A 23,466-nucleotide genomic window follows, 5' to 3' on the forward strand; every position below is an offset into this window, starting at 1 on the left:
GGCACGGGATGGCGCGAGCGCGCATAGTGATCGTCGGGGCCGGCTTCGCCGGGTACGAGGCCGCCAGGACACTGCTACGACGCTCCCGCGGCGCCGCCGAGGTGGTGCTGCTCAACCCCACGGACTACTTCCTCTACCTGCCGCTCCTGCCGGAGGTGGCCGGCGGTGTCCTCGACCCGCGCCGGGTGACCGTGCCGCTGAGCGACACCCTGCCCGGCGTACGGCTGGTCCTCGGCCAGGCCGACGGCGTGGACGTCGACGCCCGTACCGTGTGGTTCACGGGACCGGAGGGCGAACGCGGAGCGCTGGGATACCACCGCCTCGTGCTGGCCGCCGGCAGCGTCAACAAGCTCCTGCCCATCCCGGGCGTCGCCGACCACGCTCACGGCTTCCGCGGCATCCCGGAGGCGCTGCACCTGCGCGACCACGTGATCCGCCAGATCGAGCTGGCGGATGCGGCCACCGACCCGGCCGAGCGGACCGCCCGGCTGACCTTCGTCGTGGTCGGGGCAGGCTACACCGGTACGGAGGTCGCCGCGCAGATGCAGCTGCTGACCCACGACGTGCTCAGCCGGCATCCACGGCTGGCGGGCACCCGGGCGCGGTGGATGCTGCTGGACACCGCCGACCACGTCCTGCCCGGCATGGACGAGAAACTGTCCGCCACGGCCGAGCACGTCCTGACCGGGCGTGGCGTCGAGGTCGAGATGGGCACGTCGGTCGCCGTGGCCACCGGCACCGGGGTCAAGCTCACCGACGGACGGTTTGTGGAATCGCACACCCTGGTGTGGTGCGTCGGCGTGCGACCGGACCCGCTGGCGCAGAGCACCGGACTCCCCATGACCAAGGGCCGGCTGGAGGTCGACGAGTACCTGGCCGTACCCGGGCACCCGGAGATCCTGGCCTGCGGCGACGCCGCCGCCGTACCCGACCCCGCCCATCCGGACCGGCCGACACCGATGACCGCCCAGCACGCCCTGCGCCAGGGCCGGCTCGCCGCGCACAACATCGCGGCCTCCTATGGATCCGGGCGGCGCCGGCCGTACCGCCATCGCGACCTCGGGTTCGTGGTGGATCTGGGCAGCTGGCAGGCGGCGGCCAACCCGTTGCACCTGCCGCTGTCCGGACCGGCTGCCCGCCTGGTCACCCGCGGATACCACCTCACCGCGCTGCCGGCCAACCGTGTGCGTACCGCCGCTGACTGGTTGTTCACCGCCGTCGGGTCACGCCCGGCGGTCCAACTCGGCCTGGTGCCGGGGCCGGCCGTGCCGCTGGACAGTGACGCCCCCGAACTCGTCCACCCGTCCCGCTGAGGAGAGTCACATGCGTGCGCTGACCGTGGAACCACTGGCCTCCGGCTCCGCCGAGGTCCGTGACGTGCCCGACCCCGAGGCCGGTCCGCGGGAGATGCTGGTCGAGGGGCTGGCCCTGGGCATCTGCGGCACCGACCGGGAGATCGTCGCCGGTGAGTACGGCTGGGCGCCGCCCGGCCGCGACCGCCTCGTGCTCGGCCACGAGTCGCTCGGCCGGGTCCGCACCGCCCCCTCCGGCAGCGGCTTCACCGCCGGTGACCTCGTCGTGGGCGTGGTGCGCAGGCCCGATCCCGTGCCGTGCGGGGCATGTGCCCACGACCAGTTCGACATGTGCCGCAACGGCCGGTACACCGAGCGCGGCATCAAAGAGATCGACGGGTACGGCAGCGAGCTGTGGGCCGTGGAGACCGGCTACGCGGTGAAGCTCGACCCCCGGCTCGAACGCGTGGGTGTCCTGATGGAACCCACCACGGTGGTCGCCAAGGCCTGGGAGCAGGTGGACCGGGTTGGCGCCCGCGCGTGGTACCAGCCGAGCCGCGTCCTGGTCACCGGCGCCGGGCCCATCGGGCTGCTCGCGGCCCTGCTGGGCGTGCAGCGCGGGCTGGAGGTGCACGTCCTGGACCTGGCCGCCGACGGGCCGAAGCCCGACGCCGTCAAGGTGCTGGGCGCGCACTACCACAGCGACGGCATGGCGGAGGTGGCCCAGCGGGTCCAACCGGACGTGATCATCGAGGCCACCGGGGTATCCAGCCTGGTGTTCGACGCGATGGCGGGCACGGCGTCGTACGGGATCGTCTGCCTCACGGGGGTCTCCCCGGCCGGTCGCAAGATCTCCGTGGACGTCGGCGCTACGAACCGCGAGATGGTGCTGGAGAACGACGTCGCCGTCGGGTCCGTGAACGCCAACCTGAGCCACTACGCCACGGCGGCCGACGCCCTCGCAGAGGCGGACCTCGAATGGCTGTCGCGGCTGATCACCCGCCGGGTGCCGCTGGCCCGCTTCCAGGAAGCCCTGCAGGCCCGGTCCGACGACATCAAAGTCGTCCTGGACCTGGCCGGCTGAGGAGCGCGGCATGCCCGGACGCATCGAGGACTACGCGCTCATCGGGGATCTGCAGTCCGCCGCGCTGGTCGGCCGAGACGGCTCCATCGACTGGCTGTGCCTGCCCCGGTTCGACTCCACCGCCTGCTTCGCGGCGCTGCTCGGCGACGACTCGGCCGGACACTGGCGCATCGCACCGGCCGGCGCCGCTGCCGCGACCGATCGCCGATACCACGACGACACCCTGGTGCTGGAGACCGAGTGGCGGACCCCCGACGGTGTCGTGCGGCTGCTCGACTTCATGCCACCCCGCGGCGAGGCCGCCGACGTGGTGCGGATCGCGGAGGGCGTGTCCGGTGAGGTGCCCATGCACATGGACCTCGTCCTGCGCTTCGACTACGGCCGGGTGGTGCCGTGGGTACGCCGGCAGGGCCACGACCTCGAAGCGGTCGCCGGCCCGGATGCCGTGTGGCTGCGCACCGACGCGCCGGTGCACGGCCGGGACCGCACCACGGTCGCCGACTTCACCGTACGGGCGGGGGAGAAGGTGCCGTTCGTCCTGAGCCACCAGGTCTCGCACCTGCCGCGGCCCGAACCGGTCGATCCGTTCCGGGCGCTCACCGAGACCCGGCGGTACTGGCACGACTGGATCGCCCGCTGCGACTACGACGGCCGCTGGCCCGAGGCGGTGCGCCGGTCGCTGATTCTGCTGAAGGCGCTGACGTACGCCCCGACCGGCGGCATCGTCGCCGCGGCGACCACCTCGCTGCCCGAGCAGATCGGCGGCCCGCGCAACTGGGACTACCGCTACTGCTGGCTGCGCGACGCCACGTTCACCCTGCAGGCGCTGCTGGGCACCGGCTACGTCGCCGAGGCCAGGGCATGGCGGGAATGGCTGCTGCGGGCCGTCGCCGGCGACCCCGCCGATCTGCAGATCATGTACGGCCTCGACGGCGCACGCCGCCTCCCCGAGTACACGCTGGACTGGCTGAGCGGGTACGAGAACTCCAGCCCGGTCAGGGTGGGCAACGCCGCGGCCGCGCAGCTGCAGCTGGATGTCTACGGGGAGGTGCTCGACGGCTTGCACCTGGCGCGCGAGGCCGGCATCGCCGCCACCGACGCCGGCTGGGACCTGCAGAAAGCGCTGCTCGACTACCTCGAGGGCGCCTGGCGACAGCCGGACAACGGTCTGTGGGAGGTGCGCGGCGGCCGGCGGCAATTCGTGCATTCCAAGGTCATGGCCTGGGCCGGGTTCGACCGTGCCGTGACCGCCGTGGAACACCACCGCCTCGACGGCCCGGTGGAGGCCTGGCGTGCGGCGCGCGACAAGATCCACGCCGAGGTCTGCGCCAAGGGCTTCGACAGCGACCGTGGCACCTTTACCCAGTCGTACGGATCGGCGGCCCTGGACGCATCGCTGCTGCTCATCCCGCGGGTCGGGTTCCTGCCGGGCGCCGACGCGCGGGTGGCCGGCACCGTCGAGGCGGTGCGGCGGGAGCTGTGCCAGGACGGCTTCGTGCTGCGCTACCGGCCCGACCACGAGGGCGTCGACGGGCTGCCGGGCACCGAAGGCGCGTTCCTGGCCTGCACGTTCTGGCTGGCGGACGCCTTGCACGCGGTCGGCCGCCGCGACGACGCCGAGCGGATGTTCGAACGCCTGCTCGGGCTGCGCAACGACGTCGGGATGCTGTCCGAGGAGTACGACCCGGGGTCCGGACGTCAGCTCGGGAACACCCCGCAGGCGTTCAGCCTGGTCGGCCTGGTGAACTCGGCGCGGCTGCTGAGCGGCACCTCGACGCGTACGTCGGCGGACTCCTCCGCCCAGCACACCCGACGGGACGCCGGGTGACCGGGGCGGACCGGCGGCGGCGGATCGTCCAGGCGCTGGCCCGGATGTCGTGGCACCGACTGCTGGCGGCGCTGGCCCTCGGATACCTCACACCGCTCCTGGTGATCCGCTACGGCATGCCCGGGGTGGCCAGGGCGGTGCCGGTCGCCGGGTACGCAGCGCGCCTGGCCGTGCAAAGCGGCCGCCGGCTCGCCGGGAGTCCGCACCGACGCAGGACTGTCACGAGATCGTCATAGGAGCGCACCCGGTCGCGGTCCCTCACCGGGCAGGTCGGCAACGCGGCGGACGCATCGCCGCAGCGACCGAACCCCTAGGAGGAGACCGATGAGAACCAGGCGTGCCGCGGCCGCGGCGATCATCGCGGCGATGACCGTGGCCGTGTCCGGCGGCTGCACCGACGACGTACCGTCGCCCGCGGCGGCGCCCTCGGCATCGGCGGCCGAGGCGGCGGACCGTGGCATCGTCGACATGGTGTCGGTGGTGGAGCCCTCGGTCGTCACGATCCACACCGATGAGGGCCTCGGCAGTGGTGTCATCTACCGCGCCGACGGGGTGATCGTCACCAACGCTCACGTGGTCGGCCCGGCGACCCGGGTACAGGTGTCGTTCGCTGACGGTACGCAGCTGCCGGGCCAGGTCACCGGCTCGGACGACCTCACCGACCTCGCCGTGTTGAAGGTCGGCCGCACTGGGCTGCCCGCCGTCACGGTGCGGCAGGAGCTCCCACGGCAGGGTGAGACGGCCTTGGCGCTCGGCAGTCCGCTCGGCTTCGAGAACACCGTCACCCAGGGCATCATCTCCGGTGTCAGCCGGCAGATCCCCGGCTCCGGCGCAGGGGGCCGCCCGCTGGTCGACCTGGTCCAGACCGATGCGCCGATCTCGCCCGGCAACTCCGGCGGTGCGCTCGTCGACGCCCAGGGGCGGCTGGTCGGGATCAACGAGGCGTACATCCCGCCATCGGCCGGAGCGGTCTCCCTCGGCTTCGCCATCCCGGCGAGCACGGTAGTCGACGTGACCGAGCAGCTGCTGAAGGACGGCAAGGTCTCGCACCCCTACCTCGGGGTGGTGCTGACCACCGTGACCCCGCAGATCGCCCAGGCGCTCGGCATGAAGGTCACCAGCGGCGCCCTGGTGCGGCAGGTCCAGCCGAACAGCCCGGCGGCCACCGCCGGAATCCGGGCCCGTGACGTGATCGTCAGATTCGAGGATTCCACGGTGCGCACCGTCGGTGACATCTACGCCGCCCTGCGAAAGGCGAAGCCGGGCGAGAAGGCCGTCCTGAAGGTGAACCGGAACGGGACGGTCACCGACATCCCGGTCACGCTCGGCACGCTTTCCCGCTAACGGGAGCGGGGACACGAACGTGCACGCCCTGAGTCGGACCGCCGGTACCTTGGTCATCGTCCTCACGTTCGCGGACGCCTTCGCCACCACGCTGGTGGTAGGGGCGGGCGGTGGGCCCCTCACCCGGCGGCTCATGGGACTGCTGTGGCGCCTGCTGCTGCGGCTGTTCGGCGGTGGAAGGGCGCCGAAGCTGCTGGGTGGTGCCGGCGCGGCGATCCTAGTGACCACCGTCGTGATCTGGGTCGCCCTGCTGTGGGCCGGCTGGTCACTGATCCTGCTGGGCGGGCACGGCGCCGTGGTGGACGCCAGGACGGGAGTCGCGGCCGACTGGGCGGAGATCGTGTACTACGCCGGGTTCACGATCTTCACGCTCGGCGTGGGCGACTACGTGGCCGCCGGGCAGCCGTGGCGGTTCCTCACCGCGGTATCCGGATTCTCCGGCCTCTTCCTGGTCACCTTGGCCATCACGTACCTTATCTCGGTGGTCGCCGCGGTCGTGAACCGCCGGGCGGTGGCCGTGCGCATCCATGCGCTCGGCACCAGCGCGGCGGGCATCGTGCACGGCGGGTGGACCGGCGCCACCTTCAGCTCTGCCTTCGTCCAGCATCTGGTGTCTGTGACCGAGCAGCTGTCAGTCGTGGCCGAACAACACCTGGCGTATCCGGCGCTGCACTACTTCCATAGCCGGAACGCGACGACCTCCTCTCCGATCGCCGTGGCTAGGCTCGACGACGCGATGCTGCTCCTCCGCACCGCCGTCGAACCCGGCGCCCGGCCGGATGACAGCGTCACCTGGCCCGTGCAGGCCGCCGTGGAGCGGTACGTGTCCACGGTCGCGATGACCTCGGCGACACCCCACGACCCCCCGGTGCCGCCGCTGCCGGACCTTGAGGCTCTGACCGCTTCCGGCGTACCGACGGTGGAGGAGGCGTCATTCCGGGCTGGAACGCACGCCACGGCCGAACGTCGGCGTACCCTTCACCGGCTGGTGCTCGCGGACGGCCGCGACTGGGACGCGGTGGGCTGAAAAACCCGATCCGATCCGACGTTTAGCAGCGGAGGGCGGGGGAATGCCAGCGTCGAGCTTCGGCCCCCGCGGCGTCGAGATAGCGGCGCCATGCGTTCCCCGCGAACGCACCCGACGGGCAAGCCTGGACAGCCGGTGGTAGCGGCGTGCCCTGTGGGCGCCTTTCCGCCGGCTCGTCGTTCCTTTCGTGGTCTGCCCACGCCTCCCTCGCTCGTCCGGATGCGATCCGGCGGGCTTCTCCTGTCGCTCTGAGGAGACACGTGACGCTTTACCATGCTGTTGCCGTGCCCGCGGCCGCCGATGAGCGGACGCGGCACGGTTCCGTCGACGACACCGAACGCGTAACGGCGGCTCTGTTCCGGCAGATGGAGCATGCAGCGCCCGACGGCGACGAACGCCGGCGGATCCGGGCGCGCATCATCGAGCTCAACCTGCCGTTAGCGACCCGGCTGACGTACCGGTACCTCAACCGTGGCCAGAGCTCCGACGACCTGCGGCAGGTAGCCGCGCTGGGGCTCGTCAAGGCGGTCGACGGCTTCGACCCGGCCCGCGGCAAGCCGTTCTTCGGCTATCTCATCCCGACCGTGGCCGGTGAGCTCAAGCGGCACTTCCGGGACCACGGATGGGATATGCACGTGCCGCGCCGGCTGCAGGAGCGCTACCTCGACGTGACCCGGACCTGCTCCGCGCTCACCCAGCGCCTGAGGCGGGCACCCAGCGCCGCGGAGATCGGTGCGGCACTCGGGCTCGCCGAGCATGATGTCGTCGAGGCGCTCGGCGCCGCCGCCGTCTACGACGTCAGTTCGCTGAACGCCAAGGTCTCCGGCGAGGACGACGCCGCCGAACGGCAGGAGTTCGTCGGCGCGGAAGACGCTGCGCTGGTGTCGGTGTGCGACAAACTTGTCCTGCGCGAGCTGGTACGGGACCTACCGGAGCGGGATCGTCACATCCTGAGTCTGTACTTCTTCGCGGAGATGACCCAGGAGCGCATAGCAGCAGCCCTCGGCATGTCGCAGATGAACGTCTCTCGGCTGCTGCGCAGGATCCTGGACCGACTCCGCCGCGGACTCGACGATCGGGCGGAACGACCGGCCGAGCCGTCGTACGCGCGCACCGGCATCAGCATGAACCACACCCGGGACGCGTCCGTCCTGACAGTTCACGGCGATGTGGATGGGTTGGTGCTGCGCCGGGCGCTCGTGGACGCGGTCGTCCGCACCCGTCGGGGGCGCGTCATCGTGGACCTGCGACAGGCGGCGACGGCGGGAGCGGCGACCGCGCGGGCGCTGGTCGACGCCTACCAGGCCAGCGGTTCCAGCGGAGCGCGCCTCGCCGCGGTCGATGTGCCCCCGCAGCTGTACGACGTCCTGTGCAGGCTCGGGGTTACCCGGCTGGTGTCGTGCCGGCCGCTCTGCGTCCCCACGGCGAGCGCGTCCCCGCTCCCCAAGGGTGACAGTCAGCCTTCTGCGGACGCCACAGCGGAACGGATGACTCTGCCGTCGGTCCACCGCCGACCGCTCGCGGGGGTGCATCGGACCTCTCTGGTAGCCGCGCGCCGGACCACTCCGGTAGCCGCCTTCCGGACGACGACGGGACGACAAAACGGAACGCCGGGAAGATGGGACGGACGCCGGACCAGGGCACCGTGACAGCCCGCTCGGGCTCAGTCATCCGGCATCGAGGGCACCGGCGGAGGTAGCACACCGCGGTCGGGGCCCGAGTACATCGTGCGCAGCGCCAGCCGCACCCCTGCGGACCGCACCGAACCCCGGATCCCCGCATGCAACAGCGCGGCCTTGGCGGCATTGCCGCCGGGCCCCCCGTGCACCCCTCCGCCGGGATGTGCGCCCGCGGAGGCCAGGTAGAGGCTGCGGATCGGGGTCTCGGCCCGGCCGAGGCCGGTCACCGGCCGGAAGATGAGTTCCTGAAACAGCTTAGTGGTGCCGCCGTTGATGGCGCCGCCCACCAGGTTCCCGTCGGCTCCGGACAGGTCGCCCGGACTCTCCACCAGCCGCCGCGTCACCAGGTCGCGGAACCCCGGCGCGTGGTGCTCCAGGAGGTCTTCCACGGTTTGGATCTGGTGACGTACGGCCGCCTCGTCCCGGGCGAGGGCGCGGGGGAGATGAGTGTACGCCCACAACACCTCCGTGCCCCTCGGCGACCGCGTCGGGTCGGCTGTGGTCATCTGGCCCAGCAGGACGAACGGCCTTTCGGGGCGGCGGCCGGTGGTCAGCGCACCGGTGTAGTCGGTGAGGCCGTCCAGGCCGGTTCCGAGGTGAACGGTTCCCGCACGGCCCACCTCCGCGGCCTTCCAGGGCACCGGGGCGGACAACGCCCAGTTGAGCTTCAGGGTGGACGGGTCCCACATGAACCGGCGCAGGTCCTGCAGGAACCGGCCGGGGAGGTGACGCTCGCCGACGAGCTCCCGGTACAGCGTGGGCACGTCCACATCGGCCAGCACGGCCCGGCGGGCCAGCACGATCTCGCCGCTCCGGGTCCGTACGCCGTGGGCCCGGCCGTGGCGCACCAGGATCCGCTCGACCGGCCGGCCGCATCGCAGCTCTCCGCCGGCGGCGCGCAGCCGGCGGGTCAGCGCCTCGGTGAGCATGCCGGAGCCACCGCGCGGGACGGGAAAACCGTGTCGCTGGCCGACCATCGTCATGAGCCAGCCGAAGATCGCGCTGCCGGGCTCGTCGGCGGACATGTCGGAATGCAGAGCCGTGCCGGCCAGCAGCAGCTGCGCTCCCTCACCGCGGAACTGCTCGCGGCCCATCCGGCGCACCGGCAGGGTGGCGAAGCGGGCGAAGCGCGCGGCGTCGGCGGCCCCGAGCCGCCGGAGCAGGTCGAGCCCCGGCCGTACGGGCGGGAACGGCTGGAACAGCGCGTCCAGCACGGCGTCGCCGACCCTGTCCCAGCGGTGCACCAGGTCCCGCCAGGCTGCGCCGTCGCCGCGTGCGAAGGCATCGACCGACGCCGCGGTCTCGTCGAGGTCGCGGGACAGGACCACCGAGCGGCCGTCGGGCAGCAGATGCGCCAGGACGGCAGGCGCGTGCGACCACTGCAGCCCGTGCTCCTGCAGCTGCAGCCCGCGCAGCACCGGGGAGGCGGCTCCGAGCGGGTAGAAGGCGCTGAACAGGTCGGCGGTGTATCCCGCGCCGAGCACCTCCGCGGAGCGCACCGCCCCGCCCGGCGTGTCCTCGGCTTCTAGGACCAGGACGCTCCAGCCTTGGTCGGCGAGGAGGTTGGCGGCCACCAGCCCGTTGTGCCCGGCGCCGATGACGACGGCGTCGTAGCGCGGTGGGTGGCTTCTACGGCGGGGAACGGCGTCTGATGTCACGCGGCGGTGCCTTCCCCCATCCGCCGTGGGCTACACGGTGCCGCACAGGTTTGACAAAGCATGGTTAAGGAAAGCCGCCCCGGGCGTCCCGGACCGAGGAGGGCACATGGAAGAGGCTGTCGAGTCCGAAGCCGTGCGGAGAAGGCTCGCGGTGGCGGTGATCGTCGCCGCGGCGCTCGCCACGGCGTTGCTGCTCTGGGCCAAATGGGTGCCGTACGGGGCCAAGGTGCCCGGTCTGGCTGGCAGCGGTGTCTGGCCGGGTTCCGACATCCTGCGAACCGGCGGTGTCCGTGCCGGCGACGCCCCGTCGTGGGGTGCCGCGACGAGCTTCACGGGGGCGTACGCCCGGGCGGTCTGGCGGGCACTGCTGGCCGCCTTGCTGATCAGCGCCGCCCTGCAGACGCTGGTCCCCCGGGCGTGGCTGCTGCGCCTGCTCAACCGGCCGGGGCGCCTGCAATCCGCCTTGGCCGGTGGCCTGGCCGGCACCCCGTCGATGATGTGCACCTGCTGCACGGCTCCGGTGGCCGTGGGACTGCGGCGGCGGGGTGCCAACATCGCCGCCGTCGTCGCGTACTGGCTGGGAAATCCGCTGCTCAACCCGGCGGTGATCGTCTTCTTGCTGCTGGTCGCACCGTGGCAGTGGACCGCCACCCGGCTCGTGGTCGGCGCGCTGGTGGTCGTCGGTGGAGCGGCGCTGGTGTCGCGGATCGCCGAGGGCCGGTCCCCGGCCGTGCCGGTCGTGGTGGACGAAGTCGAGGACCAGGGGCCGTCGCTGCGGCGCTACCAGGCCGTCCTCCTACGTCTCGGCGTGACGCTGGTGCCCGAGTACCTGGTTGTGGTCATGCTGGTCGGCGCCTTCCGGGGATGGCTGCTGCCGCTGGGTCCGGGTCCTGCCTCGGGCCTGCTCCTAGTCGTCGTGGCCGCCCTGCTGGGCACCGCGCTGGTCATTCCGACCGCCGGCGAGATCCCGGTGGCTCAGGGAATGGCGCTGGCCGGTTTGTCCCTCGGCGGTGTGGGCGCGCTCCTGGTCACGCTGCCGGCGGTCAGCCTGCCCGGGATGGTGATGGTCTGGCGCGCCTTCGGCTGGCGCGTCACTGTGGCGACGGCCGGGGTCGCCGCGGCTGGCGGCGTCCTGGCCGCGGGCATGCTCGTGCTGCTGACGCGTTGAACGGCAACGACACCGTTTGGCGCCCGCCCGGACGGGTAGGGGCGCGCCCTCGACACAGGGAGGTTTCCGGTGGGGGTGCGTGAGACGTTCCTGCCGTGGCCGGCGCTGCGGCAGGCGCTCGCCGCGGTCGGTCAGGGTGACCGGTCCGGGCGGGGCCGGGCCGTACGCTCGCGGGCCACGGACCGGCTGCGGCCGCGTACCGACACCGCCGACCGCGTGGTCGCCAGCGTGTGCCCGTACTGCGCGGTCGGCTGCGGCCAGTTGGTCTACGTCAAGGACGACGAGGTCGTGCAGATCGAGGGTGACCCGGCATCCCCGGTGAGCCGGGGCCGGCTGTGTCCCAAGGGCGCGGCCACGAAGCAGTTGGTCACCAACCCGCTGCGCGAGACGAGGGTCCGCTACCGTCGCCCGTACGCCACGCAGTGGGAGGAGCTCGACCTCGGCCCGGCGATGGACATGATCGCCGACCGGGTCATCGCCACTCGCCGCGACACCTTCGTCGACACCGACGAGCGAGGCCGGCGGGTACGCCGCACGATGGGCATCGCCATGCTGGGCGGGGCCACGCTGGACAACGAGGAAAACTACCTGATCAAGAAGCTCGGTACCGCGCTGGGCGCCGTACAGATCGAGAATCAGGCCCGTATTTGACACTCCTCCACCGTCCCCGGTCTGGGGACCTCCTTCGGTCGCGGCGGCGCGACGACATTCCAGCAGGACCTGCAGAACGCCGACTGCATCGTGCTTCAGGGCTCCAACATGGCCGAGTGCCACCCCGTGGGCTTCCAATGGGTCATGGAGGCGAAAGGGCGCGGGGCGACGCTCATCCACGTCGATCCGCGGCTGACGCGGACCGGCGCCCTGGCCGACCTGCACGTGCCGATCCGGTCGGGTACCGACATCGCCCTGCTCGGCGGGCTGATCAACTACGTGCTGAGCAACGGGCTGGAGTTCCGTGAGTACGTGGTGGCTTACACGAACGCGGCGACGATCCTGCGCGAGGACTTCCGGGACACCGAGGACCTCGACGGGATGTTCTCCGGCTGGCAGGACGACACCGGCAGCTACCGGACCGACTCCTGGCAGTACGAGGGCACCAGCGTGGCCAGCGCGGCCGGCAAGCGGCAGCAGGGCGCGAAGGAGATGTCACACGAGCGGCACGTGACCGGGCGCGGGCACGAGCACGGAAGCCACGGTGCATCGCTGCGGGACCTGCACCGCATCGAGCGGGACGAGACCCTGCAGCACCCGCGCTGCGTTTTCCAGGTCCTCAAGCGGCACTACCGCCGCTACACCCCGCAGATGGTGGCACGCGTCTGCGGGATTCCGGAGGAGATCTTCCGTCAGATGGCCGAGGCGATCACCCGCAACTCGACGCGGGACCGGACGACGGCGTGGGCGTACTCGGTCGGCTGGACCCAGCACACCGTCGGCGTGCAGTACATCCGGGCGGCTGCCGTGCTGCAGCTGCTGCTGGGCAACATCGGGCGACCCGGCGGCGGCATCCTGGCCCTGCGCGGGCACGCCAGCATCCAGGGCAGCACGGACATCCCGACCCTGTACAACCTGCTGCCCGGGTATCTCCCGATGCCGCACCCGGACTCCCATGGCAGCCTCGACGACTACGTGGCCGACGACTCCTCGGACACCGGCTACTGGGGCAACATGCGCTCGTACGCCGTCAGCCTGCTCAAGGCGTACTGGGGTGAGGCGGCCACCGCGGACAACGACTTCTGTTTCGACTACCTGCCGCGGATCACCGGCGACCACAGCTCGTACCAGACCGTGCAGGCGCAGCTCGACGGCACCTGCAAGGGCTATTTCCTCAACGGGCAGAATCCGGCGGTCGGTTCGGCCAACGCCAAGGCGCAACGTCTTGGCATGGCGAACCTGGACTGGCTCGTCGTGCGGGATTTCTCGCTCATCGAGTCCGCGACGTGGTGGAAGGACGGACCGGAGGTCGAGTCGGGGGAGCTGCGGCCGGAGGAGATCGGCACCGAGGTTTTCTTCCTGCCCGCCGCCGCCCACACCGAGAAGGATGGCAGCTTCACCAACACCCAGCGCATGCTGCAGTGGCACCACAAGGCCGTGGACCCGCCCGGCGACGCGCGCAGCGACCTGTGGTTCTGGTTCCACCTCGGGCGGATCATCCGGGCCAAGCTGGTGGGCTCGCAGTCCGCGGTCGACCGGCCGATCCTCGATCTGACCTGGAACTACTCCACCCACGGGCAGCACGACGAGCCCAGCGCGCAGGGGGTGCTGCAGGAGATCAACGGGTGGAAGTTCGATGGGTCGTGCCTGTCGTCGTACGAGGAGCTCAAGGACGACGGCTCCACCGCGTGCGGATGCTGGATCTACTGCGGCACGTACGCCGACGGGATCAACCAGGCGGCCCGTCGCAAGCCGCGCACCGAGCAGAGCTGGGTGGCGCCCGAATGGGGCTGGGCGTGGCCCGCCAACCGCCGCCTGCTCTACAACCGCGCCTCCGCCGATCCGGAGGGCCAGCCCTGGAGCGAGAAGAAGGCGTACGTCTGGTGGGACGCCGACCAGGGCAGGTGGACCGGCCACGACGTGCCCGACTTCCAGCCCACCAAGGCGCCCGGCCACCGCCCGCCGGAGGACGCGAAACGGCAGGACGCGCTGTCGGGCGTCGACCCGTTCATCATGCAGGCCGACGGGAAGGGCTGGCTGTACGTGCCGGCCGGGTTGACCGACGGGCCGCTGCCGGCACACTACGAGCCGCAGGAGTCGCCGGTGCCCAACCTGCTCTACGGTCAGCAGCAGAACCCGGCGCGTCAGGTGACGAAACGGCCGGTGGACCGGTATCACCCGAGCGGCGACCAGCCGGGCAGTCAGGTCTTCCCGTACGCGCTGACCACCTACCGGCTCACGGAGCACCACACGGCCGGGGGCATGAGCCGGTGGCTGCCGTACCTGTCGGAGCTGCAGCCGGAGATGTTCTGCGAGGTGTCCCCGGAGCTGGCGGACGAGGCCGGGCTGCAGCACCTTGGATGGGCCACGATCGTCACCGCCCGCAACGCCATCGAGGCGCGCGTGCTGGTCACCGACCGCATGCTGCCGATGCGGGTGCACGACCGGCTCGTGCATCACGTAGGCCTGCCGTACCACTGGGGCCGTAACGGCATCAGCACCGGCGACGGGGCGAACGAACTGACCCACATGGCCCTGGACCCCAACGTCCACATCCAGGAGGCAAAGGCGCTGACCTGCGACATCCGCCCCGGAAGGCGGCCGCGTGGGCCGGACCGCCTGCGCCTGGTGGAGGGCTACCGCCGCCGGGCCGGGGTCACCGACGAGACGGGTACGGCGCACCGCACCACGGAGGAAGGACCGGCATGAGCGACGACCTGCGGGAAGGGACGACGGGATACCCGGAGTCGGCGCCCCGGATGGGCTTCTTCACCGATACCAGCGTCTGCATAGGCTGCAAGGCGTGCGAGGTCGCGTGCAAGGAGTGGAACGTCATCCCCGACGACGGCCTGTCGCTGCTGGGCATGTCCTACGACAACACCGGCATGCTGGGCGCAGACACCTGGCGACACGTCGCGTTCATCGAGCAGGACAAGCCGCTCGGCCGGCAGAACAACGCCGTCGCCGCCATGCCGACCGGGCCCACCTCGACGCACGCCACCGCCGGGGTGGTCGCGGACGGCCTGGGTAACAAGCACGGAGCCGGCTTCGGCACCGACACCGGAGGTCTGCACCCGGGTCCGCGACCCGGCGACAACGCGCCGGGCCCGGTCGGCCCGGACGGCCGTAAGGAGCTGCGCTGGCTCATGGCCAGCGACGTGTGCAAGCACTGCACCCACGCCGCCTGCCTCGACGTGTGCCCCACCGGGGCGCTGATACGCACGGAGTTCGGCACGGTCATCGTGCAGGAGGACATCTGCAACGGCTGCGGCTACTGCGTGCCGGCCTGCCCGTACGGCGTGATCGACCAGCGCAAGGACGACGGCCGGGTCTGGAAGTGCACCCTGTGCTACGACCGGCTCAGCGGCGGCCAAGAGCCGGCCTGCGCCAAGGCCTGCCCGACCGACTCCATCCAGTACGGACCGCTCGATGAGCTGCGGGACAGGGCGGCGCACCGGGTCGAGGACCTGCACGACGCCGGCGTACCCGAGGCGCGGCTCTACGGCGCCGACCCGGACGACGGCGTGGGCGGGGCGGGGGCCTTCTTCCTCCTGCTGGATGAGCCCGAGGTGTACGGCTTCCCGCCGGACCCGGTCGTCACCACCCGTGACCTGCCGCGGACGTGGCGGCACACCGCCCTGGCCGCGGCCGGCGTGGCGGCGACCGTAGCCGCGGTCTTCCTCGGAGCCCGGCGATGAGCGCCCCGGAGGACCGCGGCGGCGAGGTGCACCGTGACGGTCCGCACGGCACGGCACCCGGGCGCGAGGCCCGCATCGGCGCCCGCGGTGGCCGGCGTCCCGGCCGCGGCGGCGAGGTGGTGCCGCCCGCGGAGTTCCGGTCGTACTACGGCCGGTCGGTGCTCAAGGCGCCGGTGTGGGCGTCGCGGGACATCGGTGGCTACTTCTTCCTCGGTGGGATCGCCGGCGGATCGGCCCTGCTCGCCGCGGGCGCGGACCTGACCGGGCGTGCCGCGATGCGGCGGTCCGCCCGCGCCACGGCCGTGGCGGCGACCGGGCTGTCGCTGGCAGCACTGGTCCACGACCTCGGACGCCCCGGGCGCTTCGTGCACATGCTGAGGGTGTTCAAGCCGAGCTCACCCATGTCGGTGGGCACCTGGATCCTCACCGGCTTCGCGCCGCTGGTCGCGATCGCCGCGCTCGACGAGGTACGGCACCGTCTGCCCGCGCCGCTGTCGTCAGTCGTGGCCGCGCTCGGACGGACGAGCGGACTCGCTGCCACGGCGCTAGCGCCCGCCGTGACCACGTACACCGGCGCGCTGATCGCGGACACCGCCGTACCGGTCTGGCACGAGGCGCATCGCGAGCTGCCGTACCTGTTCGGCGCCAGCGCGCTCGCCGCCTCGGGCGGGCTGATCGCGGCCATCTCGCCGCTCGGACAGGCCGGTCCCGCGCGCCTGACCGGCATCGTCGGCGCGGCTGCAGAGCAGGCCGCCGACCGGGCGGTGCACCGGCGCCTCGGCATGGTCGCCGAGCCGCTGTCGCAGGGCCGCGCGGGCCGCTACCTCCGGGCGGCACGCTGGTCCACCCGGGCCGGCGCGGTCCTGCTCGGAGCGTCGGCGGTGCGCTGCAGCCGGGCCCTGGACGTCGCCGGCGGCCTGGCTCTCACGGCCGGGTCCCTGTTCGCCCGGCTCGGGTACTTCCACGCCGGGACGTCATCCGCGACGGACCCGCGCTACACCGTCGTACCGCAGCGGCAACGGATCGGCGCGGCGCGGCCGGCCGCCGAACAACAGCCGGATCAGGTGGTGGACGTTCGACATTCCGGGTAGGGGCGGCGGAGTCCGATCCGTCTTATCCGGAGGTGAGACGCCACGCGCCCCGACCTCCTCGAGATGCAGGCCCGCTACGAAAGGGCCTCCGCCGGCGGCCCGGCGGTGATCACCGACGGCTTCGTCCTGCTCGCCGGGCTCTGGCTCGCCGTCTCGCCGTGGACGATCCACTTCGCGGCGTCCGCTCCTGACGTCAGGGTCAGCAACCTGATCCTCGGCATCGCGGTCGCCGTGGTGGCGCTGGGGCTCACCCTGATGCCCCAGCGCATGGTGCGGCTCAGTTGGGCGACCGCGGTCATCGGCGCCTGGGTCGTGGTGTCCCAGTGGGTGATCCCGCAGTCCGGCAGCTCCACCGGTATCGTCATCAACAACGTGATCACCGGCAGCGTGATCCTGCTGCTCGGCGTGGCCGCGGCCATGATCCTCACCGCGGGCGCTCGGTCGCGGCGTTCCTGAGGACCCGCGTACGGGTATGCCACCGTGGTGCGGACGCCTGTCCCGGACGACGCCGGCACGCTGTGCCAGAGTGTTGCCTATGACCGTTTCTGCCGCCGATCCGCGCGACGAGGCCGAACAGCACGTGACGGCGGCGCTGCTGGCGCTCAGCCGGGTGTTCGTCGACCTGGCCGCGCGTTCGCTCGCCGGCCTCGACGAGGAGGTCACGCTGGCGCAGTACCGGACGCTCGTCCCACTGGTCTGCCCGGGGCAGCAGCGGATCGTCGATCTGGCGCAGTAGCTGGGAGTGACGTCCTCGACCGCCACCCGCATGTGCGACCGCCTGGTTCGCAAGGGGCTCGTGACCCGCCGCAACCGCGACGACGACCGGCGAGCCGCCTGGATGACGCTGACGCCTGCCGGGCGGGACCTCGTCGGAGACGCGATGCGCAGGCGCGCGACCGAGGTCGGCCTGGTGGGTGAGCTGTCGATGACCCGGCCCCGGGCCGTGCTGGCGGCCATGGCCTCGCTCGCCCTCTTCACCCGGATCCGGCTGTACATGTGCACGCGGCTCCCGGGCTACGATCGGAGTTAGTGCATCAGCGCACCTAATCCGAGGAGGTGCGGTGAGCGGCCAGACCGTCGAATTCCTCCTCGTCCAGGACGACGCAGCCGAGGAGACCTACCTCCGCGAGACCTGGGATGTGCACAAGGTGATCAGCCCGGTGCATGCCGTACGTGACGCTCGGCAGGCACGGGCCTACCTGGACCGGGAACCGCCGTACGAGGACGCGCGTACGCCCGACGTCGTGCTACTCGACCTCCACCTGCCCGGCCACGACGGCCGCCAGTTCCTGCGGCAGCTTCGCGCACGCCCGGACACGGCGGGTACGCCGGTGGTCGTCCTCGTCGACTCGAGCGCCGCCGAGCACATCATCCGTGCGGAGCTCCTGCCCGTCCACGGGTACGCGACCAAGCCGGTCGACTTCGCCTGCCTCACCGACATCGTCCGGAACCTGGAATCGACCGCGTTCATGGTTCACCGGCAGGCATGACGGCGTTTCTGTCATGCAACCGTCATATGGCTGCTGAGGCGCTGCGATGTCGTCCTGCGAGGATTCTGCGCTGTGACGGCCCGGTTCGGGACGCCGCGCCATCCGGTACGAGGAGTCGCTGATGAACCCGTGTCCGTCCGAGCGTGGGACGAGTACGACCAGGAGCTGGTGGAGTGCGTTGCCGACGAGCTGGTAGCCGACACCCGGATCCGGGGCCGTCACGTCCCGGTGACCGTGCAGAACGGCGTCGTCATCCTCGAGGGATGGTGGATTCGGTGGCCGTCCCGGAGTCAGCCGGACGCCGGTGTGGGCGGTTCCCGGCGTGCGGCATGCTCGTGCCGGACGCCTGCTGACCTGCGCCGAGCAGGCGCCCGGCCGGGACGGCCGGGCGCCCGGTGCGCCGCGGGGTGTCAGGTCATGGCGCCGAGGAGCTCGCGGCACGCCTGTTCACAGCGGCGGCACGCGTCCGCGCAGATCCGGCAGTGCTCGTGCATCCCGGCGTGCTGCTCGCATTCGTCCGCGCAGGTGGCGCAGGCGGTGACGCAGGCCTCGAGGAGGCCGCGGCTGAGGTTGGCGTCGTAGCCGGTGTGCCGCGACAGCACCCGCGAGGTCGTCGCGCACACGTCGGCGCAGTCGAGATTCGTGCGGATGCACTTGGTCAGGTCCGCGACCGAGTCCTCGCTCAAACACGCGTCGGCGCAGGCCGTGCAGGCCTCGGAGCAGGCGATCAGCGCGTCGATCGCAGCGGCCAGCTTGCCGCGGTCCAGGTTGATGGATTTCGGGTACGTCTCCAGCATCGGCATGGTGGTCGATGTCATCACGTCCTCCTTCCAGATGGTGTCCATCGGTCTCTTACCCGTCGGCCGGGGCCGTACGCGGGTTCGCGGCTCTCAGGTCGCGCCGAGAAGGCGGCGGACCTCGGCGGCGGCCGGATCCTTGGGTGCGGCCTTCAGGAACCGGCGCAGCGTCGCGGTCGCCGCGGGTGACCCCGACGCGCGCTGAGCCAGGCCCAGGATCAGCAGGGCGTCCGTGCTCCCGGGGGAATCGTGGAGTGCTTGCTGGGCGGTGGTGGCGGCTTCCCGGGCCCGGTCGGCGCGCAGCAGGGCGAAGGCCAGCTTCAGCCGCGTACGGTCGTCCGGCCGCAGCGTCACCACGTCGCGGTACACCTCCGCCGCCTCGGCGTAGCGTCCCTGGTCCTCCAGCGACTGCGCCAGCGCCTGCAGGGACGTGTCGCGGTCAGCGGCCGGAGCGGGCTGCGTGTCGGGGCCACGGTGCGGGCTGGCGACGGCCACCGCGGCTACGAGGGCTATCACGGCGACCGCGACGGCGTCCCAGGCGCGTGCCGGTCTTCCGCGCGCCGACGGTGCCTCGGTGGGGGCCTCTGCGAGCGAGTCGCCGGACCGGCGCCGTCGCCTGCGGAGGACGAGCCCGACGACCAGGGCGACGGCCAGCCCCGGCAGCAGCCACAGCAGGAGACCGAGACCGTGGTACGAGGGCTCGGCCAGCACGCCAGGCCCGTACCGGTCCAGGAAGAACCGGCGGACCTGCTCGGGAGTACGTCCGGCAGCGAGTTGCTGATCGATGGTGTCACGCATGGCGGCGGCCATGGGCGACTGCGACTGTGCCACGGACTCGCCCTGGCAGGTCGGACACAGCAGCTGCTCGGCGATGCTGTGGGCGGTCTCGGGCCGTGGTCCCACGGAGCGCCATACGGCCGTTCCGGCGGCGCCGAGGAGCACGGCGAGCACGGCGAGCGTGAGGAGCCGGCGGGCCGTCATGAGCTCAGCAGCGGACCGACCCGCTGCTCCAGCCAGGCGGCGTCGACCGCGCCATGTGCCCACCAGCGCACCTGCCCGGACCGGTCGACGACGAAACTCTCCGGCACCCCGCGGGCGCCCCAGGCGACCGCGGTGGTGCCCTGCGGATCGGCGATGCTGGGCAGGTCCCGCACGCCGAGGTCGGCGAGCACCGCCCGGGCCGATTCCGCGTTGTCGCGGATGTCGATGCCGACGACCTTCAGGCCGCGGTCCGACCAGCGGCGCTGGGCGGCGGCCAGCACGGGCAGTTCCTGCCGGCACGGGTCGCACCAGGACGCCCACACGTTGACCAGGACCACCTTGCCGCGCAGCGCGGCCGGGTCGAACGGGGCGCCGGTCAGCGTTGTCCCGGTCAGGGCCGGGGCGGCTCCGGTGCGCGCCTGGGTGAGCGGGCCGGCCGCCGTCGGTGCCGGATCCCCGGAGGCCTGCCCGACGCCGGAGGCCAGCGTGACGCCCAGGGCAACCACCGCCGCAGCCGCCAGCAGCGCTGTCAGAATTCGTCCCCGGCTCATGCCGCACCCACCGGCTCCGCGGCGTCCGGCGCCGGCACTCGGGCCCGCCGGCGCGACGGTAGCCGTATCGCCGCCGTTGCTGCGCCGAGGGCGGTGAGGGCCCCGCCGAGCCAGACCAGCCCCACCAGCGGGTTCACGGCCAGGCGTACGGTGGCCTCGGTCCCGTCCGGTGTGGTGGCGAGCACGGTGGTGTAGACGTCGCCGCTGATGCGCGACCGGATGGCCGGCACGCTGACGGTGAGGTCCCGCGCAGGGTAGTAGCGCAACGCCGGTTCGCTACGTCCGTTGGCGCCGCCACCGAGTTCCAGGCGGACCCGGCTGCTCATCTCGCCGCGTCGCGCCGTACGGTCTACCTGCACCAGCCGGGCGGTCACGTCGCTGGCGATGACCGTCTCGCCGACCGTGAGCTGCCGCTCGGTGCTGACCGTGTACGCCGACGACGCGGCGACCCCGATCGCCACGACGGCGATCCCCGCGTGTGCCAGCAGCCAGCCCGACCTGCGCAGGCTCGGCCGCTGCCGGACGGCCGCCTGCAGGAGTCCCGTGAGGACGTAGGCGCCGAGCGCGAAGGCCGCCAGCGGCGGAACGCCGGGCCGGCTGAGCAGTCCCACGACGCCGGCGGCGCCGAGCCCTGCCGCCGCCGGCAGGCCGAGCCGCCGCGGGTCCGCGGGGCGGTCCGCCCGCAGCAATGGCGCCACGCCCATGAGCAGCAGCACGAGGAGCGCCACGGGTACGGCGGAGCGGTTGAAGTAGCCCGGGCCCACGGTGGCGGTGTCGCCCTGCACCGCCTGCACCAGCAGGGGGAACAGGGTGCCGGTGAGCACGATCGCCGCCATGGCGACCATCAGCACGGCGTTGCCCGTCATCACCGACTCGCGGGCCAGCAGGGGCGCAGGTCGGGTCGGCTCGGGCCGGTCCGACCGCCACACCAGCAGCCCGAGGACGACGGCGACGCTGATCAGGACGAAGCCCAGCAGCATGGGGCCCAGCGGCGAGGCGGTGAACGCGTGGACGCTGGCCACGGCGCCGGATCGGGTCAGGAACGTGCCGATCAGCACCAGCAGGAAGCTGCCGCAGGCCAGGGCGACGGTCCAGGACTGCAGGGCGCCGGTCCGGCGTCGCGCGGCGAGGGTGTGCAGCAGGGCGGTCGCGGTGAGCCACGGCAGCAGTGAGGCGTTCTCCACCGGGTCCCAGGCCCAGTAGCCACCCCAGCCCAGCACCGCGTACGACCACCACGCGCCCATCGTGATCCCCGCGGTGAGCAGCGCCCAGGCGGCCAGCGTCCACCGGCGCATCAGCCCCACGGAGAGCCGGTCGGTGCGTCCGGCGAGGAGGGCGGCGACACCGTACGCGAACGGCACCACCATGCCGATGTAGCCGGCGTACAGCAGCGGCGGGTGGACGCCCATGGCCGGGTGCTCGCGCAGCAGGGGGTTGGGCCCGGGGCCGTCGGCGGGCACCGGCGACACCTCCGTGAACGGGTTCGCGGCGAAGTACGTGAGGGCGAAGAAGAAGACTGTCACGACACCGACGACTGCCATCGCGTACGGCCGCAGCGGGTCAGCCCGCCGGCTGCCCAGCACCACGGCGCAGCCCGACAGGATCAGCAGCCACAGCAGCAGCGATCCGTCCAGGGCCGCCCACAGGCTGGTGACGGTGTAGTACAGCGGTACGTCGCGGCCTCCGTTCTCGGCGACGTAGCGGACGCTGAGGTCGTGACCGATGAGTGCTGCCTCGAGCAGGCCGCTGGCGGCGGCCGCCATGGCGAGGGTGGCCCAGGTGGCCGCGCGGGCCAGCCGGGCGGGGACGCCCAGCAGTGCCACCCGCGACCACAGCAGGGTGGTGGCGACCGCGGCGACGAGCCCGGCGCCCAGGACGATGTTTCCCGCTCCGCCGGTCACCGGCCGTCCTGCCCGCCCGGCTCGACGGGCCGGTACTCGTTGCCGTGCTTGGCCATGACCGTGTCCGAGCGGAAGACGCCATGGGCGTCGAGGGTGCCCTCCACGACGGCCTGCTCACCCTCACGGAGGGTGCCCGGCAGATCGGCGACCTGTTCCACCGGTATCTCGGTGGTGCCGTCGCTGATCCGGAACCGGGTGAGACCGGTCTCGGTGCGCAGCGACCCCGGGACGATCTGCCCGCCGAGGCGGACCCGTTCGTGCGCCGAGGGGCCCTGGGTGACCTCGCTGGGGGAGCGGTAGAAGGTCAGCGTGTTCTGCAGGCCGGCCGTTACCAGCAAAGCGATGCCGGCGGCCACCAGCAGGAGCAGCAGCGCTCGGCTGTGTCGCGGGCTCATCGACGGCCCGCCGGCACCGCGTGTGGTGCGGCGGCGCGGACTCCCGCACGATCTTCCAGGACAGCGATACGCCACAGGAACAACCAGGACGCGGCGACGCTGGCGGCCGCGGCGCACACCAGCAGCGAGGCCAGCATGATGGTGTCCATCGGCGGGTGCACGCTCGGCGCCACGATCGTGGCCTGCTGGTGCAGGGACCGCCACCAGACCACCGAGAAGTGCACCACCGGGACGGTGACGAAGCCGGCCGCGCCCAGCCAGGCCGCGTGCCGGGCGCCGCGGTGCGGATCCGGTTCCGACCAGCGCAGGGTCAGCTGGGCGGCGTAGACGAGGAACAGCACGATCGTGCTGACGATGCGGGGATCCCACGCCCACCAGACCCCCCAGGTCGCCCTGCCCCAGATGGTTCCCGCTGCGAAGGTGACGGCGGTGGCGGCCAGACCGATTTCGGCGGCGGCGCGGGCGGCCCGGTCCCAGCGCGGGTCCGACCAGACCAGGTACGCCCCGCTGCTGACCAGGACGGCGAAGAACGCCAGGTAGGCCGTCCACGCCGTGGGCACGTGCAGATACATCAGCCGCTGCGCCTGGCCCTGTACGGCGTCGGCCGGGGCGACGGTCAGGCCGGCCAGCGCGCCCGCCACGCCCAGCCCCAGCGCCGCCCAGCCGAGGTTGCGCCGGTCCCGTGCCGCCCGGCGGCCGTCGAGCAGCGGTGTCGGCAAGTTGTTCGGCATGGTTGCTCCTCCGCGAATCTCCGGGGCGCGCCCTTGCCCCGGCCGCGGCGCCTCAAACGGTCGCGCCGCGCGAAAACCTGGCGGCCGAACTTTTCTCGAT

Annotated in this window: 22 protein-coding genes; 15 read left to right on the forward strand and 7 right to left on the reverse strand. The window is 72.3% G+C overall.

What is annotated here, in order from left to right; all coding sequences use genetic code 11:
• Positions 1 to 8: 8 nt before the first annotated feature.
• The 7 genes from AB0F10_RS02255 (at position 9) to AB0F10_RS02285 (ending at position 8,224) form a co-directional block, all read left to right on the forward strand.
• Positions 9 to 1,313 carry an NAD(P)/FAD-dependent oxidoreductase gene (locus AB0F10_RS02255; protein WP_360619981.1) on the forward strand — a complete coding sequence of 435 codons (1,305 nt, stop codon included), beginning with the start codon at positions 9 to 11 and terminating at the stop codon, positions 1,311 to 1,313.
• A 10-nt stretch (positions 1,314 to 1,323) separates the two neighbouring features.
• On the forward strand, positions 1,324 to 2,376 hold the full coding sequence (locus AB0F10_RS02260; protein ID WP_360619982.1) for a glucose 1-dehydrogenase: 1,053 nt from the start codon (positions 1,324 to 1,326) through the stop codon (positions 2,374 to 2,376).
• Between the two features lie 10 nt (positions 2,377 to 2,386).
• On the forward strand, positions 2,387 to 4,204 hold the full coding sequence (locus AB0F10_RS02265) for a glycoside hydrolase family 15 protein (RefSeq protein WP_360619983.1): 1,818 nt from the start codon (positions 2,387 to 2,389) through the stop codon (positions 4,202 to 4,204).
• Complete coding sequence (locus tag AB0F10_RS02270) at positions 4,201 to 4,440, forward strand: hypothetical protein (RefSeq protein ID WP_360619984.1); 240 nt, start codon at positions 4,201 to 4,203, stop codon at positions 4,438 to 4,440. The genes AB0F10_RS02265 and AB0F10_RS02270 overlap by 4 nt, the downstream gene beginning before the upstream one ends.
• 88 nt (positions 4,441 to 4,528) lie before the next feature.
• Positions 4,529 to 5,548, forward strand: a complete 1,020-nt coding sequence (locus tag AB0F10_RS02275) for a trypsin-like peptidase domain-containing protein (RefSeq protein WP_360619985.1) — start codon at positions 4,529 to 4,531, stop codon at positions 5,546 to 5,548.
• Positions 5,549 to 5,597: 49 nt separating this feature from the next.
• Positions 5,598 to 6,575: an ion channel gene (locus AB0F10_RS02280; protein ID WP_360619986.1), complete on the forward strand. Its 978-nt coding sequence runs from the start codon at positions 5,598 to 5,600 to the stop codon at positions 6,573 to 6,575.
• A 365-nt stretch (positions 6,576 to 6,940) separates the two neighbouring features.
• A complete protein-coding gene (locus AB0F10_RS02285) occupies positions 6,941 to 8,224 on the forward strand; it encodes a SigB/SigF/SigG family RNA polymerase sigma factor (RefSeq protein ID WP_360619987.1) in 1,284 nt (427 codons plus the stop codon).
• 14 nt (positions 8,225 to 8,238) lie between these two features.
• On the opposite strand, the gene AB0F10_RS02290 is transcribed toward AB0F10_RS02285, so the two are convergent.
• Positions 8,239 to 9,912 carry an NAD(P)/FAD-dependent oxidoreductase gene (locus tag AB0F10_RS02290; RefSeq protein ID WP_360619988.1) on the reverse strand — a complete coding sequence of 558 codons (1,674 nt, stop codon included), beginning with the start codon at positions 9,910 to 9,912 and terminating at the stop codon, positions 8,239 to 8,241.
• Between the two features lie 106 nt (positions 9,913 to 10,018).
• Here AB0F10_RS02290 and AB0F10_RS02295 point away from each other — a divergent pair, with 106 nt between their 5' ends.
• The 8 genes from AB0F10_RS02295 (at position 10,019) to AB0F10_RS02330 (ending at position 18,010) form a co-directional block, all read left to right on the forward strand.
• Positions 10,019 to 11,080 carry a permease gene (locus AB0F10_RS02295; RefSeq protein WP_360619989.1) on the forward strand — a complete coding sequence of 354 codons (1,062 nt, stop codon included), beginning with the start codon at positions 10,019 to 10,021 and terminating at the stop codon, positions 11,078 to 11,080.
• A gap of 90 nt (positions 11,081 to 11,170) precedes the next feature.
• On the forward strand, positions 11,171 to 14,440 hold the full coding sequence (fdh, locus tag AB0F10_RS02300) for a formate dehydrogenase (protein WP_360620030.1): 3,270 nt from the start codon (positions 11,171 to 11,173) through the stop codon (positions 14,438 to 14,440).
• Positions 14,437 to 15,429, forward strand: a complete 993-nt coding sequence (locus AB0F10_RS02305) for a 4Fe-4S dicluster domain-containing protein (protein ID WP_360619990.1) — start codon at positions 14,437 to 14,439, stop codon at positions 15,427 to 15,429. Before fdh ends, AB0F10_RS02305 begins: the two co-directional genes overlap by 4 nt.
• Positions 15,426 to 16,520 (forward strand): NrfD/PsrC family molybdoenzyme membrane anchor subunit, encoded by a 1,095-nt coding sequence (gene nrfD / locus AB0F10_RS02310; RefSeq protein ID WP_360619991.1) that lies wholly within the window; start codon positions 15,426 to 15,428, stop codon positions 16,518 to 16,520. Before AB0F10_RS02305 ends, nrfD begins: the two co-directional genes overlap by 4 nt.
• A 63-nt stretch (positions 16,521 to 16,583) precedes the next feature.
• Positions 16,584 to 16,976 carry an SPW repeat protein gene (locus AB0F10_RS02315; RefSeq protein ID WP_360619992.1) on the forward strand — a complete coding sequence of 131 codons (393 nt, stop codon included), beginning with the start codon at positions 16,584 to 16,586 and terminating at the stop codon, positions 16,974 to 16,976.
• A gap of 79 nt (positions 16,977 to 17,055) precedes the next feature.
• On the forward strand, positions 17,056 to 17,256 hold the full coding sequence (locus AB0F10_RS02320; RefSeq protein WP_360619993.1) for a hypothetical protein: 201 nt from the start codon (positions 17,056 to 17,058) through the stop codon (positions 17,254 to 17,256).
• 6 nt (positions 17,257 to 17,262) lie between these two features.
• A complete protein-coding gene (locus AB0F10_RS02325) occupies positions 17,263 to 17,550 on the forward strand; it encodes a MarR family transcriptional regulator (RefSeq protein ID WP_360619994.1) in 288 nt (95 codons plus the stop codon).
• A gap of 31 nt (positions 17,551 to 17,581) precedes the next feature.
• Complete coding sequence (locus AB0F10_RS02330; RefSeq protein WP_360619995.1) at positions 17,582 to 18,010, forward strand: response regulator; 429 nt, start codon at positions 17,582 to 17,584, stop codon at positions 18,008 to 18,010.
• Between the two features lie 410 nt (positions 18,011 to 18,420).
• On the opposite strand, the gene AB0F10_RS02335 is transcribed toward AB0F10_RS02330, so the two are convergent.
• From AB0F10_RS02335 to ccsA, 6 genes are all read right to left on the reverse strand, one after another.
• Entirely contained in the window at positions 18,421 to 18,828 is a 408-nt protein-coding gene (locus AB0F10_RS02335) for a four-helix bundle copper-binding protein (protein ID WP_360619996.1), read from the reverse strand.
• Between the two features lie 72 nt (positions 18,829 to 18,900).
• Positions 18,901 to 19,788, reverse strand: coding sequence for a cytochrome c-type biogenesis protein CcmH (locus AB0F10_RS02340; RefSeq protein ID WP_360619997.1), 888 nt, complete (start codon positions 19,786 to 19,788; stop codon positions 18,901 to 18,903).
• Positions 19,785 to 20,339: a TlpA disulfide reductase family protein gene (locus AB0F10_RS02345; protein WP_360619998.1), complete on the reverse strand. Its 555-nt coding sequence runs from the start codon at positions 20,337 to 20,339 to the stop codon at positions 19,785 to 19,787. The genes AB0F10_RS02340 and AB0F10_RS02345 overlap by 4 nt, the downstream gene beginning before the upstream one ends.
• Entirely contained in the window at positions 20,336 to 22,240 is a 1,905-nt protein-coding gene (locus AB0F10_RS02350; protein ID WP_360619999.1) for a cytochrome c-type biogenesis CcmF C-terminal domain-containing protein, read from the reverse strand. The genes AB0F10_RS02345 and AB0F10_RS02350 overlap by 4 nt, the downstream gene beginning before the upstream one ends.
• Positions 22,237 to 22,635 carry a cytochrome c maturation protein CcmE gene (locus AB0F10_RS02355; RefSeq protein ID WP_360620000.1) on the reverse strand — a complete coding sequence of 133 codons (399 nt, stop codon included), beginning with the start codon at positions 22,633 to 22,635 and terminating at the stop codon, positions 22,237 to 22,239. The genes AB0F10_RS02350 and AB0F10_RS02355 overlap by 4 nt, the downstream gene beginning before the upstream one ends.
• Positions 22,632 to 23,366 carry a cytochrome c biogenesis protein CcsA gene (ccsA, locus tag AB0F10_RS02360; protein ID WP_360620001.1) on the reverse strand — a complete coding sequence of 245 codons (735 nt, stop codon included), beginning with the start codon at positions 23,364 to 23,366 and terminating at the stop codon, positions 22,632 to 22,634. Before ccsA ends, AB0F10_RS02355 begins: the two co-directional genes overlap by 4 nt.
• Between the last annotated feature and the right edge of the window lie 100 nt (positions 23,367 to 23,466).

Source organism: Actinoplanes sp. NPDC026623 (genome assembly GCF_040638275.1).
Classification (GTDB): Bacteria; Actinomycetota; Actinomycetes; order Mycobacteriales; family Micromonosporaceae; genus Actinoplanes.